Here is a 19,768-nt window from a genome sequence, read left to right on the forward strand (position 1 = left end):
GGCCGCCAGTCTAGGGTCCCGTGCCGGCTCCCGGGGGCGGGCCGGCGCCGAGCCGCTCGAGGGTCTCCGCCAGCCCCTCGACGAACACCGGGAGGTCGGGCACCACGTCGGCGTCGGCCACCACGTCGACGCCCAGGGCGCCCGCGTAGGAGACCACCCCCACCGCGAGGGCCAGGTTGCCCTGCACGGCGCCGAGCTGGAAGAGCTCGCGCACCGGCGCCCCCGCGAAGCGCAGCGGGGCCGAGGGGCCGCGCACGTTGCTGAGCAGGAGGTTGACGAGCCGCTGCCGGTCCATGACGCGGACCGTCCAGCGCTGGGCGAGCCGGCCGCCGGGCCGGTACGGCGGGCGGGCCCGCTGCGCGGCGGTCGTCGCCGCGATCCGCCGCAGCCGCGCGGCGGGGTCGGGCTCGTCCACGGGCACGGCCACCACGCGCACGCCCGTCCGGTTGCCGCCCACGGGGTCCCCCGGACCGCGCACGGAGGCGACGACCGAGACCTTCAGCTCCGGCACGCCGGCCAGCTCCCCGCGTGCGGCCAGCAGCCGCCGGGCGCCGCCCGCGACGGCGGTGAGCACCACGTCGTTGACCGTCCCGCCGTGCCGGTGGGCCAGCTCCCGGACCGCCTCGAGGTCCGCGCGCACGAGCGCGGCGCCGCGCCGCGGTCCCACGGGGCGGTTGATGGACAGCGCCGGGGCGCGGCCCTCCGCGAGCGCGCCGCGCAGCTGGGCGGCCCGCCCGCGCAGACGGGCCGCGGCGCGGACCGGGGCCCGTGCCGGACCGCCGTCCGCCCGCCCGCGGGCCGGCGCGCCCGGTCCGCCCGGTCCGCCCGGTCCGCCCGGTGCGCCCGTCCCGCCGCCGGGGACGGCCGCCGGGTCGAACAGGGGCGCGAGCAGGTTCAGCGCCGCCAGACCGTCGGCGAGCACGTGGTGCCACCGGATCAGCAGACCGAGCCGGCCCTCGGCGAGCCCGGGGAGCAGCCACAGCTCCCACAGGGGCCGGTCCCGGGGCAGCGGGGTCGCGTCGATCCCCGCGCCCACCCGGAGCAGGGCCTCCTCGTCCCCGGGCGGCGGCACCGGGCGGCTGCGCACGTGCCGGGAGACGTCGAAGACGGGGTCGTCGAGCCACACGGGCCGTCCGCCGCCGGGTCGTGCGAGCACCTGGCGGAGCCGCCGGACGTCCCGGGTGCGCCGCTCGACGTGCTCCCGGACGGTGTCGAGGCGCACCTGCCCGGCGGGACCGAGGAGCGGGGCGGGCTCCAGGAGGGCCAGGGCCGCGGCGTGCATGGGCACCCCGTGCCGTTCCACCCGCAGGTTGGCCTCGTCCAGGGCGCTGATCCGCTGCCCGGGCCGCACCCGGCGGCGCTGGTGGCTCATGGCGGTGCTCCGCTCTCGCAGGACGGGTCCTCCGCCCTCCACGGTACGCCGCCGGGGCGCGGCGCGCCCCTAGGATGGCACCCATGCACCGAGTGATCTGCCCCGGCTCCTTCGACCCCCTCCACAACGGCCACGTGGAGGTCGTCGCGCGCGCCGCGGCCCTCTTCGACGAGGTCGTCGTCGCGGTGTCCACCAACCCGCACAAGCGCTACCGCTTCGACGCGGAGCGGCGGCTGGCCCTGGCGCAGGAGAGCTTCGAGGGCATCGCCGGCGTCGTCGTCGAGCCCATGGGCGCCGGCCTGCTCGCGGAGTACGCGGCGCAGCGCGGGGCGGTGGCCCTGGTCAAGGGGCTGCGCTCGGGTGAGGACTACGAGTACGAGGTGCCGATGGCCACCATGAACCGGCACCTCACGGGGGTGGAGACGGTCTTCCTGCCCGGCGACCCCCGCTTCCTGCACCTGTCCTCGACGCTCGTGAAGGAGGTCCAGGGCCTCGGCGGGGACGTCTCCGGGTTCGTGCCGGCGCCCGTGCTGCGGGCCCTGAAGGGCTGAGCGGGACGGCCCCGTCCCGGCGCGCCGGGAGCCGCCCCGTTTGAGAACGCGCGGCACGGCACGCTAACATGGTCTGTCGGTCAGAATTTCACCAGGAGTCAGTCATCAGTCGCGAGAACAGTTCGCCCCTCACCATCGGTGTCCGGGACCTCGAGCACCGCCCGGGGACGATGCGACGCCTGGAGGAAGTTGTGCCCGCGCCGGAGAACTTCGGCAACGCACTCATCGGCGCCCCGGAGGGCTCGGACATCGACCTTGACCTCCGGCTGGAATCCGTCCACGACGGGATCCTGGTGTCCGGCACCGCCGTCGTGGCCATCCACGGCGAGTGCAGCCGGTGCCTCGACCCGATCGACTACGATCTGGACGTCGACGTGCAGGAGCTCTACGTCTTCGACGCCGCCACCGACGGTGGGGAGGAGTCCGAGGACGACCAGATGTATGAAGTTCAGGACGAGAGCATCGACCTCGAACCCATGCTTCGGGACGCAGTGATCACACAGCTGCCGTTCCAACCGGTGTGCCGGGAGGACTGCCAGGGGTTGTGCGCCCAGTGCGGCGCGCGCCTGGAGGACGACCCGGATCACCACCACGAGGTGCTCGATCCTCGCTGGAGCGCCCTGTCGGGGCTGCTCGAGCAGGACACCTCGACCCAGACGACCGAACCGAGAGAAGAGAGATAGCCGTGGCTGTTCCCAAGCGGAAAATGTCCCGTGCGAATACCCGTGCACGCCGTTCCCAGTGGAAGGCGACCGCGCCGAAGCTGGTCAAGACCGTCGAGAACGGCAAGGTCAGCTACAGCCTGCCGCACCAGGCGAAGGTCGTGACCGACTCCGCCGGGACCGCGTTGTTCCTGGAGTACAAGGGCCGCAAGGTGGCCGACGCCTGACCACGGTGAACTCCACCGCGACATCTCAGGACCTGCTGGAGCGTCTCGGCGTCGACATCGACGCCGGGACGCTCCGTCTTGCCCTGACCCACCGCTCCTACGCGTACGAGCACGAGGGGCAGGGCCACAACGAGCGGCTCGAGTTCCTCGGGGACTCCGTACTGGGACTCGCGGTCACCGACGAGATCTTCCACCGCTATCCCGACGACTCCGAGGGCAACCTCGCGAAGATCCGCTCGGCGGTGGTGAGCACCCGCACGCTGGCCGAGCTCGCCCGGTCCCTGGACGTGGGTCCCCACATCCGCCTGGGCAAGGGGGAGGTGCGGACCAACGGGCACGAGAAGGCCTCGATCCTCGCCGACACCATGGAGGCGCTGATCGGTGCCGTCTACGTGAGCTCCGGGCTCGCGGCGGCCCGGGCGTTCGTGCTGCGGCTCGTGGTGCCCCTGCTGGAGGACGGCTTCGTGATGAGCGAGGGCCGGGACTGGAAGACCGAGATCCAGGAGCTCGCGGCGGCGCGCGGCCTGGGTCCCGTCCGCTACGCCGTGGAGGGCACGGGCCCCGACCACGACCGCCGCTACGAGGCGCACGTGCTCGTCGGCGGTCAGGACCACGGCACGGGGACCGGCACCACCAAGAAGGAGGCCGAGCGCTCCGCCGCGGCGCAGGCCTGCGCGACCCTGGTCGCCCGCCGGGGCGGCTGAGCGCGTGCCCCGGAGCCCCCGTGCCTGAGCTGCCCGAGGTCGAGGTCGTCCGCCGCGGCGTGGAGCGCTGGGTGGTCGGCCGCCGGATCGAGTCCGTGCAGGTCCTGGACGCCCGCTCGGTGCGCCGCCACGAGGCCGGCCCCGTCTCCTTCGCGCACGAGCTGGACGGCGCCGTCGTCGCCGACGCCGTGCGCCGCGGCAAGTTCCTGTGGCTGCCCCTGACCGGCACGCACGGCGCGCCGCCGCAGGAGGCGCTGCTGGTCCACCTGGGGATGAGCGGGCAGCTGCTGGTCAAGGACGCCGGGCTGCCCGACGAGAAGCACCTCAAGGTGCGGCTGGGCCTGTCCGAGCGCCCCGGCACCCCGGCGGAGCTGCGCTTCGTGGACCAGCGGATCTTCGGCGGCATGCTCATCGACCGGCTCGTGCCCACCGGCGACGGCGCCCCGGGCGGGCGCTCGGCCACGGGCGCGCCACTGGTGCCCGCCCGGGCCGCCCACATCGGCCGGGACCCTCTGGACCCCGCCTTCGACGCGGAGCGCTTCCACGACCGGCTCCGCCGGCGCCGGACCGGGCTCAAGCGCTCGCTGCTGGACCAGTCCCTCGTCTCCGGGATCGGCAACATCTACGCGGACGAGGCGCTGTGGCAGGCCCGCCTGCACTGGGCCCGGCCCACGGACACGCTCCGGCGGCCCGAGACCCTGTGCCTGCTCGGGGCCGTGCGCGAGGTCATGGACCGCGCCCTGGCGGCGGGCGGGACGAGCTTCGACTCCCTCTACGTGAACGTCAACGGGGAGTCCGGGTACTTCGCCCGCTCCCTCAACGCCTACGGCAGGGCCTCCCTGCCCTGCCCGCGCTGCGCGGACGAGGGACGGAGCGCCCTGATCGTGCGGGAGCAGTTCATGAACCGCTCCTCCTACCGGTGCCCGGTCTGCCAGCGCACGCCCCGCAACGCCCGGTTCTGAGGGGCGCCCCGCCGCGTCTGCTCAGGAGTCCCCGGCGGCCGTGGACCCGGTGGCGGGCATCGGGGCGTCGTGGGCGCCCAGCGGATGGGTCCGGTAGTACGCGCGCAGCCGCTCCATGCCCTCCTCGACCGTCACGGACGGCGTCCAGTCGAGGACATCGCGGGTGCTCTCCTGCTCGAACCAGTGGGCGGTGGACATCTGCTCGGCCAGGAAGGCCGTCATCGGCGGCTCGTCGGCCCCCGGGCGCAGCGCCCACACCTTCTCGATGACCCGGCCGGCCAGGCGGGCCACGGCGCCCGGGACCCGGCGCGCCGGCGGCTCCACCCCGGCCGCCCGGCAGAAGCCCGCCACGAGCTCGCCCACGGTGCGGGGCTGGCCGTTCGTGACCACCAGCGCCTGCCCGTGCGCCCACTCGATCCGCTCCAGGGCCCGCACGATCGCCTCGGCCGCGTTGTCGATGTAGGTGGTGTCGATCAGCGCCGCGCCGTGGTCGAGCAGCGGCAGCCGCCCCCGCGCCGCGCGGTCGACGATCCGCTCGACGAGCTGGGTGTCGCCGGGGCCCCATACGATGTGCGGGCGCACGGCCGTGACGCGCAGCCCGCGGCCGTCGGCCTCGAGGGCGAGCAGCTCGGCCGCGGCCTTGGACCGGGCGTAGTCGCCGCGGGCGTGCACCGGGTCGGCCGGCCGGGCGGACTCGCCCACGATGGAGCTGCCCGTGTGGGCGACCGACGGGGAGGACACGAACACCACGTTGTCCACGCCCGCCGTCCGGGCGGTCTCCAGGACCACGCGGGTGCCGGTCACGTTGGTCCGCACGAACTCGTCCCAGTCCCCGGCGAAGGAGACCTTCGCGGCGAGGTGGACGACGTCGTCGACCCCTTCCACGGCCCGCGCGACGGCGTCCGGGTCCGCGACGGAGCCCAGGACCTCCTCGACGTTCGGCTGGTCGGCCAGCGGCGCGTGCCCGCGCTGGAGCAGCCGGACCGTCCACCCGCGGGCCGCGAGCAGCCGCGCCACGTGCTCCCCGAGCATCCCCGAGGCGCCGGTGACGAGCACGGTCCGCCCCTCCCCGGTCAGCTCCTGCCGCCCGCGCTCCACCTCGTGGCTGCCGGTGCCGGCCGGTGGGGCGCTCTCCGCCACGGAGGCGTCGTAGGCGGGGACCTTGTCGTCGTGCGTGCCGTCCTGGCGGTGCTTGCCGTTCACGGGTTCCTGATCCTTCCTCCGGCCAGGGCGGAGTCCGCCCAGCGGGCCAGCAGGGCTCGGTCGATCTTGGAGTTGTGCCGGATGTCGGTGGGGTGCTCGGTGAGCACGAGCACGGCCGCGAGGTCCAGGCCCGTGGCCTCGCGCACCGCGGCGCGCACGGCGCCGGAGAGCAGCGGGTCCGCGGGACCCGGGCGGGACGCCGGCGGGACGGTCTCCACGACGGCCACGGGCACCTGCGTGCCCGCCGGCCCGACCCCGACCACGGCGGTGCGGCCGACCCCGGGCACGGTCTGCGCCGCGTGCTCCGCGGCGACCGGCGTCAGCACGCCGCCGGCGGCGACGATCACGTGGGCGAGGCGGCCCTCGACCCACAGCCGGCCGGCGGCGTCGAAGTGCCCGACGTCCCCGGTGCGGTGCCAGCCGGGCAGCTGGGTGCTCAGGTGCTCCGTGTACCACAGCAGGTCGTAGCGGTCCTTGACGTGCGGGGCCCGGACGACGATCTCGCCGGTGACCCCGGGCTCCGTGGTGATCTCGTCCGCGGGGACGCCGTCCGGGCGCAGGGCGGTGACCCCGAGCTCGGCGCCGTGCACGGCGGTGCCCACGCACACGCCGTTGCCGGCGCCGGCCACGGCGGAGCCCCGGCTGTCCCGGTCCGCCTGCCGGATGGTCCCGAGGGTCACGTCCGTGAGGGGCAGCCCCTCGGTCATGCCGTAGGGGGTGTGCAGCGTCGCCGCGGGCACGAGCTCCTGCAGCTGCGCCAGCAGCGGCTCCGGCAGGGGCGCCCCGGCCGAGAGCACGAGCTCCACGAGCTCCAGGGCCCGCCGCTGCCCCTCGTCCAGCTCGTGCCGGGTGGCCAGGACGTTGGCGATCGCCGCGGGGGAGAGGAACACCGCCGTGGCCTGGATGGCCGAGGCGGCGTCGGCCAGGGCGCGGGCCGTGAGGGTCTTCGGCGCGGTCACGTCCATGTCCGGGGTCACCGAGGTGGTCCCCATCGCGGGCCCGAGCAGCGCGAACGGCGCGAAGCCCGCCACGAGCCCCGTGCCGGCAGTGAGCCCGTAGGTGCCCCGGACGGCGTCCCGCATGGCGGACAGCTGCCGGTGGGTGTAGACGACGCCCTTGGCCGGGCCCGTGGACCCGGAGGTGAACAGCACCGCGGCGTCCGCGTCCGGGTCCGGGGCGGGCAGCTCCGGCCGCGGGGCGGACGCCAGCAGCCCGGGGACGTCGTGCGCCACGCCGAGGGCTCGGCGGGACACGGGGTCGAGGGCCTCGAGGGAGATCCGGGTGCCCGGCCAGCCGAGGGCCCGGCCGGCGACGAGCGCCCTGCGGATGCCCACGAGCCAGGCCGGGGCGGCCCCCCGCAGCGCCCGGGTGAGGCCCTTGGGTCCCAGGCCGGAGTCCGCCACGACGACGACGGCGCCGATGCGCAGGCACGCGTAGAGCAGCGCGGTGAGGTCCGAGCCCGGCGGCACCATGAGGCTCACGCGGTCCCCGGGGCGCACGCCGATGCCGGTCAGCCCGGCGGCGAGGCGGTCCACGCGATCGGCCAGCTCCGCCCAGCTCAGGCTCGCCCGCACCGGCGGGACACGGGCCCCCGCGTGGGGGTCGCCCGGGGTGGGCGCCATGTCCACGACGGCGAGGCCGAGGTCGGCCCGCCGCGCGTCGAGCTCCGCCGGGAAGGGGACGTGCTCGGCGCGCGCGGTGGCGCGGCGCCGCAGGTGCAGCTCGCGGCGGCCGGGGCCGGGGCCGAAGCGGTCGGCGAGCCAGGCCATGATCGGGGTCGCGACGTCCCGGTCCTCCGGCAGCAGGTGCAGGGCGCCCTCGAAGCGGTGGACGTCGGCGTGCGGCATGCGGCGCACGAGGTCGTGCAGGTAGCGCTCCTGGAACACGGGGTCCCCGGTGCCCCAGAGCAGCAGGGCGGGGACGTCGCGCTCGGCCACTCCGGCGGCGATCTGCTCGTAGCGGGCGTGGGAGGGGTGGTCCGCGGCGGCGGGGATGTCGGCCACGAAGTTGCGGATCGCCTCGCGCCGGGCGCGCGTGGCGTACGGGGCCCGGTAGGCCGCCCGGACCTCGCGGGACAGGGCGGGCTCCGCGAGCGCGAGGGCCACGTCGAGGAAGCTCGTGGTCCGCTCCGTGAGCAGCCCGTGCGCGGCCGGGGCCAGCGCCAGCCGCAGGGACGCGGGGATCTGCTCGGCGTTGTCGTGGTGCACGGCGGTGTTGGTGAGGATCGTGGCGCGGTGGACGTCCGGGTGCTCCAGGGCCCAGCCGGAGGAGACGAGCCCGCCCCAGTCGTGGGCGAGGGTCACCACGGGGCCGGGACCCGCGTCCAGGCCGAGCTCGGCCGTGAGGTCGCCCAGGTCGCGGACCCGGTCGTCGAGGCGGCGGAAGAGCCCGGTCCGCTCGGAGAAGCCCATGTCGAGCTGGTCCACGGCCACGACGCGCCAGGGGTTCGCGGGGTCGGTCCCGGCGGCCAGCACGTCGCGCCACAGGTAGGACCAGGTGGGGTTGCCGTGCACGGCCAGGACCGTGCCCCGCGGGGTGAGTCCCGCGGCCTCGAGGGAGGCCGCGTTGTCGAGGACGTGCCAGCGGCGCCGCCGGCCGGGGACGGGCTCCACGGGGGCGTTCGAGGCGACCGTGACCGTGCGGGACCACGCCGGGTCCACCCCGGGCAGGGGCACCTCCGTCATGGGCAGCCGCGCCGCGTCCGGCCCTCCGGTCTGCGGGGTCGTGGACGGTCGTCTGCGTGCCATGGTCGTGGGGCTCCTCGAAGGGTCTCTCGTGCGGGGGCGTCTCGGGCGGGGCGCCGGCGTCAGCGCCGGCGGGTCACCAGTCGATCTCCATGTAGGTCGCGTTGAGCCCGGAGCCCACGCCGAGCAGCAGCACCCGCTCGTCCGGCCGGAGCCGCTCGGCCTCCAGCGCGAGGGTCATGGGCAGCGCGGCGGCCGCGACGTTGCCCCAGAACGGGAACGTCAGCGGGAACTTCTCCGGGTCGATCCCGACGTCCTGGAACAGCTTGTTGGTGTGGGACATGGACACCTGGTGGCCGATGTAGCGGTCCATGTCCGCCCAGTCCCAGCCGTCCTCGTGCGCGTCCTGCCAGGCGTCCGCGAGCAGCCCCACGCCGTGCTTGAGCAACCCCGTGGCGTCGGTGTACATGCCGTCGAAGCCGCCGATGCACAGCCCGTGGTGCTCGGTCGCGGAGCGGGTCACGGAGCCCGCGATGCGGTGGCCCTCCGGGTGCCGGTCGGCGGGGCCGACCACGGCGGCCGCCGCGCCGCAGCCCAGGGTCAGGGTCGCGAACTCGCGCACCACGTCCGCCCGGGTCACGTCCGGTCCCTGCAGCCGCTCGTACGTCTCGCGGTGCCAGGGGGTCGGGTCCTCGCCGGCGACGACGACGGCGTAGTCGATCGCGCCCGAGTCGATCATCGTGGCGGCGATCGTGAGCCCGTTGACGAAGCCGAGGCAGGCGTTGGTGACGTCGAAGTTCAGGGCGGAGGGGGCCAGGCCGAGCCGGTGGTGCACGGACACCGAGACCGCCGGCTCGTAGCCGTCGCGGGTCACAGAGGCGTTGATGAGCAGCCCCACCTGGTCCGGGCGCACGCCGGCGCGCTCCAGGGCCGCCTCGCCCGCCTCCACGGCGCCGTCGGTGAAGTGCCGCCCGTCGGCCCAGACGCGCCGTTCGTTGACGCCCGCGAGCCGCTCCAGCAGGCCCTTCGGCATCTTCAGCCGCGCGAACGTGTCCGCCAGGACCTCGTCGGCGTGGGACGAGGGCACGGCCACGTCGGCCTCGACCTTGGTGATGGCCAGGAGGGCGGCGTTGCGGTGACGGATCGAGGAATTACCGGTCAAGGTCTCTGGCTTTCGTTAGGGTCTCGCCGACGCCCCGGCCCGCCCGGGAGAGGCGCGGTCGCAGGGAGGGCAGGTCGTGCTGGTCGCGGTCAGTCTACCGGCCGGTTCCGCGGCCGCGGCCCGGGCCCGGCCGTTTCTCTGTAGGCTGATCATCCGCCGGGCCCGTCGTCCGCGCCGGCCCCGTCGCCCGTCCCCTCCGCCGGCCCCGTCCTCCATCCCCTCCGCCGGCCCCGTCGCCCGTCCCCTCCGCCGGCCCCGTCCTCCGTCCCCTGCGCAGTCCCGGACGCCGCCCTCGTCGCCGCGGCGCCGTCCGGGCGCCCGAGTACAGTGGTGGCGACCCCCGACGCGCCCACCCCAGGAGACCGGACACCCGTGCACCTGAAGACCCTGACCGTGCGGGGGTTCAAGTCCTTCGCCTCGGCCACCACCTTCGAGTTCGAGCCCGGGGTCACCGCCGTCGTCGGCCCCAACGGCTCGGGCAAGTCCAACGTGGTCGACGCCCTGGCATGGGTGATGGGGGAGCAGGGCGCCAAGTCCCTGCGCGGCGGGAAGATGGAGGACGTCATCTTCGCCGGCACCGCCGGCCGGGCCCCGCTCGGGCGCGCCCACGTGTCGCTGACCATCGACAACGCCGACGGCGCACTGCCCATCGAGTACGCCGAGGTCACGATCTCGCGCACGCTGTTCCGCTCCGGGGGCTCCGAGTACGCGATCAACGGCCGGCCGTGCCGGCTGCTCGACATCCAGGAGCTGCTCTCCGACTCGGGGCTCGGCCGCGAGATGCACGTCATCGTGGGCCAGGGCCAGCTCGACCGCATCCTGCAGGCCACCCCGGAGGAGCGCCGGGGCTTCGTCGAGGAGGCCTCGGGCATCCTCAAGCACCGCCGCCGCAAGGAGCGGACGCTGCGCAAGCTCGAGGCGATGCAGGCGAACCTCGACCGGCTCGAGGACCTCACCGGCGAGATCCGCCGCCAGCTCACCCCGCTGGGCCGCCAGGCCAGGACGGCCCGCCGGGCCCAGCGGATCCAGCACGACGTCCGCGACGCCCGGGCCCGGCTGCTGGCCGACGACCTCGTGCAGGCCCGCACGAGCCTCGCCGTCGACGAGGACGCCGAGCGCCGGCTGCGCGCCGAGCGCGCCGACGCCGAGCAGGCCCTCGACGCCGGCCGCGCCCGCCAGGCCGACGTCGAAACCCGCGCCGCCCAGTCGACGCCCGCCCTCAACGCCGCCCGGGACACCTGGTACCAGCTCACCGCCGTGCAGGAGCGCTACCGCTCCCTGGCCTCGCTCGCCGCCGAACGGCGCCGGCTGCTCGGCTCCGCCGCCGAGCCGGCGGAACCGGCACGCGACCCGGACCGGCTCGACGCCCAGGCGGCCCGCACCCGGGAGGAGCAGCACCGGCTCCTCGAGCAGGTCGAGGACGCCGTCGACGCCCTCGCCGAGGCCATCCAGGGGCGCGAGGACGCGGAGGCCGCCGCGCGGGACCAGGACGCCGTGGTCACGGGCCTGCTCCGGGCCGCCGCCGACCGGCGGGAGGGCGCGGCCCGGCTCACCGGCGCGGTCGCGGCGGCCCGCTCCCGGGTGGAGGCCGCCGAGAACGAGCTCTCCCGCCTGCACACCACCCACGCGGACGCCGGACGGCGCCGGGTCCGGGCCGCCGCCGAGGCCGACAGCCTGGCGCTCGCGGCCCAGGACGCGGCCGGCGCCGCCGAGCAGGCCCGCGCCCGGCACGAGGAGGACGCCGCGGCCGCCGCCGGGGCCCGCGCCGCGGCGCGGGAGGCCGAGGCCGCCGCCCAGGAGCTGCTGCGCGCCCACGACGCCCAGCGCGCCCGTGCCGAGACCCTGCGCGCCGCCCTGCGCCAGCCCGACGGCTCCGCGGCCGTCCGGGAGCGGCACGCCGGCGCCGTGCTCGGCGCCGTCGTGGACCTCGTCGACGTCGAGCCCGGCTGGGAGCGGGCGGTCACCGCCGCCATGGGCCCCTTCGCCGAGGCCCTCGCCGTGCGCTCGCACGGCGCGGCCGTCTCCGTCTTCGAGTCCTTGCGCGCCGACGGCGTGGGCCGGGTGCACCTGCTGGTGGCGGGGGCCGCCGCCGAGCGCTCCGGCCCGGCCCCGGCGGTCCCGGACCGCCCGGGGGTCCGGCCCGCCGCGGTCGTGCTGCGTGCCGGCACCGCGGCGCGCGACGACGCCGACGACGACGCCCGGCGCGGCGCGGCCGCCGTCCGGGCCCTGCTCGCCGCGACCGTGCTCACCGAGGACGCCGCCACGGCGGCCCGGGTCGTCGCCGACGCGCCCGGGCTCACGGCCGTCACCCGGGGCGGGGACGTGTTCACCGGCACCAGCGCCTGGGGCGGGGCCGCGGAGGCGGCCGGCGCGCTCGAGACCCGCGCCGCGGCTGAGGCCGCCGAGGCGGAGCGGGCCGAGCTCGCCACGGCCCTCGAGGAGGCGCGGGCCGCGTCCCGCGCGGCGGCCGGGGCCCGGGACACCGCCCGCCGGGCCGCCGAGGAGACCGCGGGGCTCCTGCGCGCCGCCGAGCGCGCGGCGGACCGGGCGGCATCCGAGCTCTCCCGGGTCCGGGCCGTGCTGGACTCCGCCGAGGCGGAGACCCGCCGCTTCGACGAGCAGGTCGCCGCCGCGCGGGAGCACCTGGCCCGGGAGCAGGAGCGGCTGCGCGAGGCCGCCGAGCGGCTCGAGGCCGCGGAGGAGCACGGCGCGGAGGACACCGAGACCGCCCACCTCGAGGCCGTCGCCCGCCGCGACGAGCTGCACCGGGCCGCCACGGCGGCCCGCACCGCGGAGACGGAGGCCCGGCTGGCCCTGCGCTCCCTGGAGGAGCAGGCCCGCGCCCTCGGCAACCGGGCCGCGTCCCAGGAGCGGGCCGCTGCGTCCGAGCGCCGGGCACGGGAGGAGGCGGAGCGCCGGGCGCGCCGCCGCCGGCTGCAGGCCCGCAACGCCGAGGCGGTGCTCGCCGGGGCCGAGCAGCTGCTCGGGCTCGTGGCGGCGTCCGTGGCGGCCGCCGCCGCGCAGCGGGACCGGGCCGAGGCGGTCCGGGCCGGGCTGGACGCGGAGCTCACGGACCTGCGCGCCGCGAACGACCGGCTCGCCGCGCGGCTCGCCGAGCTCACCGACTCCGTGCACCGGGACGAGCTGGCCCGCACCCAGCAGCGCGCCCGGGTCCAGGCGCTCGAGGACCGCTCCCTCGAGGAGCTGGGACTCACCCCGGACACGCTCGTGGAGCACTACGGGCCGCACCTGCCGGTCCCCGGGCCCGAGACGGCGCAGGACCCCGAGGCGGCGCAGGACCCCGGGCCCGCGGGCTCCGCGCCCCCGGCGGCCGGCGACGGCCAGGAGGCGCTGTTCGGCGCCGGGCCCGGCGCCGTGGAGGGCGCTCCCTACGTGCGCGCCGAGCAGGAGCGGCGGCTGCGCCGGGCCGAGAAGGAGCTCGCCTCCCTGGGGCGGGTGAACCCGCTGGCGCTGGAGGAGTTCGCGGCCCTCGAGGAGCGCCACCGCTTCCTGGCCGAGCAGCTCGAGGACCTCAAGCGGTCCCGGCAGGACCTGCGCAGCATCATCCGGGACGTCGACGAGCACGTGGAGCGCGTCTTCACGGAGGCCTACGCCGACACCGCGCGGCAGTTCGAGGGCGTCTTCGCCACCCTGTTCCCCGGCGGGGAGGGCCGGCTGCGCCTGACCGATCCCACGGACATGCTCAGCACCGGCATCGACGTCGAGGCCCGTCCGGCCGGGAAGAAGATCAAGCGGCTGTCCCTGCTCTCCGGCGGGGAGCGCTCGCTCACGGCGATCGCGCTGCTCGTGGCGATCTTCAAGGCCCGGCCTTCGCCCTTCTACGTCATGGACGAGGTCGAGGCGGCCCTCGACGACCGCAACCTCGGGCGCCTGCTGAGCATCTTCCGCCAGCTCCAGGAGACCTCGCAGCTGATCATCATCACCCACCAGAAGCGGACCATGGAGATCGCCGACGCCCTCTACGGGGTGGCGATGCGCGGGGACGGCGTGACCACCGTCATCGGCCAGCGGCTCGCCGAGCTGCGCTGAGCCCACCGCGGCGCGGTCCCGTGCCGGCGCCCGCTACTGCTCCGCGCCCCGCACGGACGTCGTGCCGGGCCGCTCCATCGTGTCCCGCACCGGCAGCCACGCCCCGGCGGCCAGCAGCATGATCGCCCCGGAGACGCCGAAGGCCCAGCCGAAGCCGGCGGCGTCGGCCAGCGCCCCGGCCACCACGGGCCCCAGGATCTGCCCGGCGTCGGCGCTCATCTGGAACCGGGCCAGCACGGGACCGCCGGCCCGGTCCGGTCCGATGACGTCCGCCACGGTCGCCTGCTGGCCCGGGTTCAGCGTCCCGGAGCCCATGCCGGCCACGAGCGAGAGCACCACGAACCACGGGACGTCCTGCACCAGGCCCAGCGCCATGGTCGCGGTCCCGTTGAGCACCAGGCCGCTGAGCACGAGCGGCCTGCGCCCGAACCGGTCCGTGAGCCGGCCCGTGACCGGCAGGGCCATCGCGTTGCCCGCGGCGTACACGGCCAGGGCCAGTCCGGCCACGGCCGGGCCGGCCCCGAGCACGGCGACCGCGAACAGGGGCACGAGGGCCACCCGGATCCCGTGGGCGGTCCACCCGTTGGCGAAGCTGGAGACCAGGGCGGAGCGGTAGGCCCCCACCCGGCGGGCCTCCGCCACGGTCATGACCGGCTGGTTCCGGCGGTCCTTGCCGCCGCCGAGGACCTCGTCCCGGAGCCGGAAGTGCACGACGGCCACCGCGACCAGCAGGGCCACCGCGTAGATGAGGAACGGCACCTGCATGCCGAAGCCGGCGAGCAGACCGCCGACCACCGGGCCGAGCACCCCGCCCACCAGGAACGCGGAGGCGTAGTAGCCCGAGACCCGCCCGCGCATCCGCGGCGGGGCCAGCCGCACGATCAGGCCCATCGCCGAGATCGTGAACATCACCGAGCCGATCCCGCCGAGGCCCCGGAACAGCAGCAGCTGCCAGTAGGTCTGGGCGAACGCCGTGGCCGCCGAGGACAGCGCGACGATGAGCACGCCCGTCACGTAGGTGGGGCGCTCGCCGATCCGGTTCAGGATCCGCCCGCCCGCCGGGGCGAAGAGGAGGCGGGCCACGGCGAAGACGCTCACCACGGCCGACGCGGCCGCCACGCCGACCCCGAAGGTCGTGGCGAACTGGGGGAGCACCGGGGCCACGATGCCGTAGCCGATCGCGATGACGAAGGCGGCGGCGATGAGCACCGTGATCTGCTGGGGGACGCGGTCGCGGCCGGGGGCGGCGGCTGGGGGCTGAACAGGCACCCGTCGAGTCTAGGACCCCGGGCGGCGCCCCCGGCCCCCGGTCACCGGCCCGCGGCCGGGCGGTGTGAGAAGCTGGGAGGCGTGGATTCGATACCCGTTCTCGCCTACGTCCTCATCGCCGTCGTGGTCCTCGGGCTGCTCGGTCTGGTCCTGCTGCGGGGCCCCAAGGCGCCCCGCGGCGGCTACCCCTCCACCCGGGACCCCGACGACCTCGAGAGCGGTCCGGTCGCCGCCCCGGGCGACCTGGAGCCCGGCACCGCCCCGGTCCCGCCGGAGGCCACCCGCCCGGCCCTCGACCGCCCCGAGTCGGCGGCGTCCCGGATGGCGCGGCTGCGCGGACGGCTGGCCAAGTCCAACAACGTCTTCGGGAAGGGCCTGCTGGCCCTGCTCTCGCGCGACCGCATCGACCAGGACGTGTGGGACGAGATCGAGGAGACGCTGCTGCTCGCCGACCTCGGCACGGACGCGTCCCTGGACCTCGTCGAGGCCCTCCAGCGCCGGGTCAAGGTCGAGGGCACCCACGACCCCGCCCACGTGAAGGCCATGCTCCGGGAGGAGCTGGTCGCCCTGGTGGACCCGTCCATGGACCGGTCCCTGGCCGTGCACCGCAAGGGGCCGATCCCCGCCGTCGTCCTCGTGGTGGGCGTCAACGGCGTCGGCAAGACCACCACCGTGGGCAAGCTCGCCCGCGTGCTCGTCGCCGAGGACAAGGACGTCGTCCTCGGCGCCGCGGACACCTTCCGCGCCGCGGCCGCCGACCAGCTCTCCACCTGGGGCGCCCGGGTGGGCGTGCCCACCGTGCGCTCGCAGGTCGAGGGCGCCGACCCCGCCTCCGTGGCCTACGACGCCGTGACCACCGGCATCGAGCACGAGGTGGACGTCGTGATGATCGACACCGCCGGCCGGCTGCAGAACAAGGCGGGCCTGATGGACCAGCTCGGGAAGATCAAGCGGGTCGTGGAGAAGGCCGCGACCGTCGACGAGGTGCTGCTCGTCATCGACGCCACCACCGGGCAGAACGGGATGACCCAGGCGCGGGTCTTCGCCGAGGTCGTCGACGTCACCGGCATCGTCCTCACCAAGCTGGACGGCACCGCCAAGGGCGGCATCGTGGTGGCGATCCAGAAGAGCCTCGGGGTGCCGGTCAAGCTCATCGGCCTCGGCGAGGGGCCGGACGACCTGGCGCCCTTCGAGCCGGAGAGCTTCGTGGACGCCCTGCTCGACTGATCCGTCCCCCTTTCCCCCCACACGCCCGCCGCAGTTCACGTACGCGTAACCATTGCGGCGGGCGTGAAACATGTCCGCAACGCCGCGCGGCGGCGGACGAAACATCTCTCTCGGAGACTCGACAGGGAACGGTGAGCACCGGACGGCCCCACGGGGAACGGGCCAGTGGCACCGGTGACCGAACCAACCTTCAGAGAGAGGTGCACATCGTGGATATCACCGCTGGACACGTGTGGACGATCGTCGCGGCAGCCATGGTCTTCTTCATGACCCCGGGACTGGCCCTGTTCTACGGAGGGATGACCCGCGCCAAGGGCGTCCTGAACATGATGATGATGAGCTTCATCTCCATCGCGTTCGTCTCCGTGGTGTGGGTGCTGTGGGGCTACTCCATGAGCGGCGGGGACCCGCTGCTGGGCGGGCTCACGGGCAGCCCCGTGCCGTCCTTCGCCCTGGGCGACGTGCTGGGCAGCGAGGACCTCCTCGGCGCCGCCTACGGCGGGACCTTCGCCATCATCACCGTCGCCCTGATCTCCGGGGCGATCGCCGACCGCGCCCGCTTCGGCGCCTGGGCCGTGTTCGTGCCCGTCTGGGCCACGCTGGTCTACGCCCCCCTGGCGTACATGGTGTGGGGCGGCGGGCTGCTCACCGAGGACGGGGCCGTGGGCTCCGCGATCGGCGAGGCCATCGACTTCGCCGGCGGCCTCGTGGTGCACATCAACGCCGGCGTGGCCGCGCTCATCCTCATCCTGATCGTCGGCGCCCGCCAGGGCTTCGGCAAGGACCCGAGCCAGCGCCCCCACAACCTGCCGCTCGTGATGCTCGGCGCCGCGATCCTGTGGTTCGGCTGGTTCGGCTTCAACGCCGGCGCCGCCGGCACCGCGGAGCAGGCCGGGCTCATCTGGATCAACACCCTCGTGGCCCCCTCCGCCGCGATGCTGGGCTGGCTGCTCACCGAGCGGATCCGCGACAAGCACGCCACGTCCCTGGGCGCCGCGTCCGGCGCCGTGGCCGGGCTCGTGGCCATCACCCCGGCCTGCGCCAACGTCTCCCCGGTCTGGGCGATCGGGATCGGCTTCGTGGCCGGCATCTGCTCGGCGCTCGCCGTGGGGCTCAAGTACCGGATGCGCATGGACGACTCCCTGGACGTGATCGGCGTGCACCTGGTCTCCGGCGTCGTCGGCACCGTGGCCCTGGGCTTCGTGGCCCTGCCCTCCGAGGGCACGGCGGGCCTGTTCTACGGCGGCGGCTCCGGCCTGCTGCTCACCCAGGTCGTGGCGGTGCTCGTCTCGGTGCTCTACTGCGCGGTGCTCACCTTCGTCATCGCCTTCGTGATCGACCGGACCATCGGCTTCCGGATCCCCGTGCGGGACGAGATCGACGGCATCGACATCACCCAGCACGCCGAGTCCGGCTACGCGCTGGCCGGCGACGCCACGGGCTCCTTCACCCCGGGCCGGCACACCGCCGGCGGGGACGCCACGTCCTTCGAGCCCGGCCGCTCCGAGCCCGTGCACAGCTGAGCCGTGCGGCGACCGCCGGCACGTCCCATCCTCACGAAAGGCACCCCTCCCATGAAACTCGTCACCGCGATCGTGCGCCCGGAGAAGTTCAAGGACATCAAGTCCGCGCTCGAGTCCTACGGCGTCCAGGGCATGACCGTCCAGAACGTGCACGGCTACGGGCAGCAGCGCGGGCACACCGAGGTCTACCGGGGCGCGGAGTACACGGTGGACCTGCTCGAGAAGGTCCGGGTGGAGATCCTCGTGGACGACCACCAGGCCACCGACATCGTGGACGTCATCGTCTCCTCCGCCAACACCGGCCGCGCCGGTGACGGCAAGGTCTGGGTCACCGACGTGCACCAGGCCGTGCGCGTGCGCACCGGCGAGCGCGACGAGACGGCGCTCTGAGCCCACCGGGCCCGACGGCCGGTCCCCTCCACCGGGAGGGGACCGGCCGTCGTCGTCGCCGCGGCGAGGGCGGAGGGCCCCGCACCGCCCGGAGTTGCTAACCTTGGACACTGACCCGCCACACCGGGCCGGGCCGCGGCCCGCGGCGCAGACCGCGGCGCACCGGCCGCCTCCCTCGACGAAAGCAGCTTTCGACCCGTGTTCAATTCACTGTCCGACCGGTTGACCGCCACCTTCAAGAACCTCAAAGGCAAGGGCCGCCTGACCGAGGCGGACGTCGACGCCACCGTGCGGGAGATCCGCCGCGCCCTGCTCGACGCCGACGTCGCCGTGCCGGTCGTGCGCGAGTTCACCGCCGCGGTCAAGGAGCGGGCCCTGGGGCTCGAGGTCTCCGAGGCGCTGAACCCCGGCCAGCAGGTCGTGAAGATCGTCAACGAGGAGCTGCAGAACATCCTCGGCGGGCAGACCCGCCGGATCCGGATGGCCAAGACCGGCCCCACGATCATCATGCTCGCCGGCCTCCAGGGCGCCGGCAAGACGACCCTGGCCGGCAAGCTCGGCAAGTGGCTCAAGGGCCAGGGGCACCGGCCCCTGCTCGTGGCCTCCGACCTGCAGCGGCCCAACGCGGTCACCCAGCTGCAGGTCGTGGGCGAGCGCGCCGGGGTGCCGGTCTACGCCCCGCACCCGGGCACCACCTCGGAGTTCGACGACCCCACGGGCGATCCCGTGCAGGTCGCCCGCGACGGCGTGGCCCAGGCCCGAGCGCGCCTGCACGACGTGGTCATCGTGGACACCGCCGGCCGGCTCGGCATCGACGAGGCCCTCATGGAGCAGGCCCGCGACATCCGCGACGCCGTGCGCCCCGACGAGGTGCTCTTCGTCATCGACGCGATGATCGGCCAGGACGCCGTGAACACGGCCCAGGCCTTCAACGAGGGCGTCGACTTCACGGGCGTGGTCCTGTCCAAGCTCGACGGCGACGCCCGCGGCGGCGCCGCGCTGTCGGTGGCCTCCGTGACCGGCAAGCCCATCATGTTCGCCTCCACCGGCGAGAACGTCGACGACTTCGAGCAGTTCCACCCGGACCGCATGGCGTCCCGCATCCTCGACATGGGCGACGTCCTCACGCTGATCGAGCAGGCAGAGAAGCAGTGGGACCGCGACGAGGCCGAGAAGATGGCCCGGAAGTTCACCGACCAGGAGGACTTCACCTTCGAGGACTTCCTCGCCCAGATGCAGCAGCTGCGCAAGATGGGGTCGATGAAGAAGATGCTCATGATGATGCCGGGCGCCGCCGGCATGCGCGAGCAGCTGGAGAACTTCGACGAGCGCGAGATCGACCGCGTGGAGGCCATTGTCCGGTCCATGACCCCGCACGAGCGGGTGGCCCCGAAGATCATCAACGGCTCCCGCCGCGCCCGCATCGCCAAGGGCTCCGGCGTCACCGTCTCCGAGGTGAACCAGCTCATGGAGCGCTTCGCCCAGGCCCAGAAGATGATGAAGCGCCTGGCCCAGGGCAAGAGCGTGCCCGGCATGCCCGGCGGAATCCCCGGGATGCCCGGGGCGGGCGGCGGCCCGAAGAAGGGCAAGGGCAAGGGCTCCGCGAAGAAGGGCGGGTCCCGCTCCGGCAACCCCGCCAAGCGGGCGCAGGAGAACGCGGCCCTCGAGCAGCAGCGCAAGCAGAAGGCCCCGGCCGGGTCGGCGTTCGGCGCCGCCCAGGGGCAGCCGGAGCCCGCGGACCTGAACCTGCCCAAGGGCTTCGAGAAGTTCCTGGGGCAGTGA

The 19,768-nt window shown here is 75.2% G+C and carries 15 protein-coding genes; 10 read left to right on the forward strand and 5 right to left on the reverse strand.

What is annotated here, in order from left to right:
• Positions 1–10: 10 nt before the first annotated feature.
• Positions 11–1,372 (reverse strand): wax ester/triacylglycerol synthase domain-containing protein, encoded by a 1,362-nt coding sequence (locus tag RCG67_RS09025; protein ID WP_368825801.1) that lies wholly within the window; start codon positions 1,370–1,372, stop codon positions 11–13.
• An 83-nt stretch (positions 1,373–1,455) separates the two neighbouring features.
• Between RCG67_RS09025 and coaD the strand changes: the two genes are divergently transcribed.
• The 5 genes from coaD (at position 1,456) to mutM (ending at position 4,478) form a co-directional block, all read left to right on the forward strand.
• The gene (gene coaD / locus RCG67_RS09030; protein WP_368825802.1) at positions 1,456–1,923 is read left to right on the forward strand and encodes a pantetheine-phosphate adenylyltransferase; all 468 of its coding nucleotides are present in this window, start codon (positions 1,456–1,458) and stop codon (positions 1,921–1,923) included.
• A gap of 170 nt (positions 1,924–2,093) precedes the next feature.
• Positions 2,094–2,606 (forward strand): YceD family protein, encoded by a 513-nt coding sequence (locus tag RCG67_RS09035; protein WP_368825803.1) that lies wholly within the window; start codon positions 2,094–2,096, stop codon positions 2,604–2,606.
• 2 nt (positions 2,607–2,608) lie between these two features.
• Positions 2,609–2,812, forward strand: coding sequence for a 50S ribosomal protein L32 (gene rpmF, locus RCG67_RS09040; protein ID WP_058874629.1), 204 nt, complete (start codon positions 2,609–2,611; stop codon positions 2,810–2,812).
• A 5-nt stretch (positions 2,813–2,817) separates the two neighbouring features.
• Entirely contained in the window at positions 2,818–3,516 is a 699-nt protein-coding gene (gene rnc / locus RCG67_RS09045; protein ID WP_058874628.1) for a ribonuclease III, read from the forward strand.
• A 20-nt stretch (positions 3,517–3,536) separates the two neighbouring features.
• Complete coding sequence (mutM, locus tag RCG67_RS09050) at positions 3,537–4,478, forward strand: bifunctional DNA-formamidopyrimidine glycosylase/DNA-(apurinic or apyrimidinic site) lyase (protein ID WP_368825804.1); 942 nt, start codon at positions 3,537–3,539, stop codon at positions 4,476–4,478.
• A gap of 21 nt (positions 4,479–4,499) precedes the next feature.
• Here the strand turns inward: mutM and RCG67_RS09055 are convergent, their stop codons facing one another.
• From RCG67_RS09055 to RCG67_RS09065, 3 genes are all read right to left on the reverse strand, one after another.
• Positions 4,500–5,681 carry an NAD-dependent epimerase/dehydratase family protein gene (locus RCG67_RS09055; protein ID WP_368825805.1) on the reverse strand — a complete coding sequence of 394 codons (1,182 nt, stop codon included), beginning with the start codon at positions 5,679–5,681 and terminating at the stop codon, positions 4,500–4,502.
• Positions 5,678–8,365, reverse strand: a complete 2,688-nt coding sequence (locus RCG67_RS09060; protein WP_368825837.1) for an alpha/beta fold hydrolase — start codon at positions 8,363–8,365, stop codon at positions 5,678–5,680. Before RCG67_RS09060 ends, RCG67_RS09055 begins: the two co-directional genes overlap by 4 nt.
• A gap of 136 nt (positions 8,366–8,501) precedes the next feature.
• Positions 8,502–9,527 carry a 3-oxoacyl-ACP synthase III gene (locus RCG67_RS09065; RefSeq protein ID WP_368825806.1) on the reverse strand — a complete coding sequence of 342 codons (1,026 nt, stop codon included), beginning with the start codon at positions 9,525–9,527 and terminating at the stop codon, positions 8,502–8,504.
• A gap of 372 nt (positions 9,528–9,899) precedes the next feature.
• Between RCG67_RS09065 and smc the strand changes: the two genes are divergently transcribed.
• Positions 9,900–13,577: a chromosome segregation protein SMC gene (gene smc, locus RCG67_RS09070; RefSeq protein ID WP_368825807.1), complete on the forward strand. Its 3,678-nt coding sequence runs from the start codon at positions 9,900–9,902 to the stop codon at positions 13,575–13,577.
• A 33-nt stretch (positions 13,578–13,610) separates the two neighbouring features.
• On the opposite strand, the gene RCG67_RS09075 is transcribed toward smc, so the two are convergent.
• Positions 13,611–14,846, reverse strand: a complete 1,236-nt coding sequence (locus tag RCG67_RS09075; RefSeq protein ID WP_368825808.1) for an MFS transporter — start codon at positions 14,844–14,846, stop codon at positions 13,611–13,613.
• Positions 14,847–14,927: 81 nt separating this feature from the next.
• On the opposite strand from RCG67_RS09075, the gene ftsY reads away from it, so the two are divergent.
• From ftsY to ffh, 4 genes are all read left to right on the forward strand, one after another.
• Positions 14,928–16,073: a signal recognition particle-docking protein FtsY gene (gene ftsY / locus RCG67_RS09080; RefSeq protein WP_368825809.1), complete on the forward strand. Its 1,146-nt coding sequence runs from the start codon at positions 14,928–14,930 to the stop codon at positions 16,071–16,073.
• A 209-nt stretch (positions 16,074–16,282) separates the two neighbouring features.
• Positions 16,283–17,596, forward strand: a complete 1,314-nt coding sequence (locus tag RCG67_RS09085; protein ID WP_368825810.1) for an ammonium transporter — start codon at positions 16,283–16,285, stop codon at positions 17,594–17,596.
• Between the two features lie 51 nt (positions 17,597–17,647).
• Positions 17,648–17,986 (forward strand): P-II family nitrogen regulator, encoded by a 339-nt coding sequence (locus RCG67_RS09090; RefSeq protein WP_058874620.1) that lies wholly within the window; start codon positions 17,648–17,650, stop codon positions 17,984–17,986.
• 198 nt (positions 17,987–18,184) lie between these two features.
• Entirely contained in the window at positions 18,185–19,768 is a 1,584-nt protein-coding gene (gene ffh / locus RCG67_RS09095; protein WP_058874619.1) for a signal recognition particle protein, read from the forward strand.

The organism is Kocuria cellulosilytica (assembly GCF_040981245.1).
Taxonomy (GTDB): domain Bacteria; phylum Actinomycetota; class Actinomycetes; order Actinomycetales; family Micrococcaceae; genus Kocuria; species Kocuria cellulosilytica.

Bases quoted from the DNA above. Each gene is read 5' to 3' on its own strand.
- RCG67_RS09025 (WP_368825801.1), bottom strand. From the start codon at position 1,372: ATGAGCCACCAGCGCCGCCGGGTGCGGCCCGGGCAGCGGATCAGCGCC.
- coaD (WP_368825802.1), top strand. From the start codon at position 1,456: ATGCACCGAGTGATCTGCCCCGGCTCCTTCGACCCCCTCCACAACGGC.
- RCG67_RS09035 (WP_368825803.1), top strand. From the start codon at position 2,094: ATGCGACGCCTGGAGGAAGTTGTGCCCGCGCCGGAGAACTTCGGCAAC.
- RCG67_RS09060 (WP_368825837.1), bottom strand. From the start codon at position 8,365: ATGACGGAGGTGCCCCTGCCCGGGGTGGACCCGGCGTGGTCCCGCACG.
- RCG67_RS09090 (WP_058874620.1), top strand. From the start codon at position 17,648: ATGAAACTCGTCACCGCGATCGTGCGCCCGGAGAAGTTCAAGGACATC.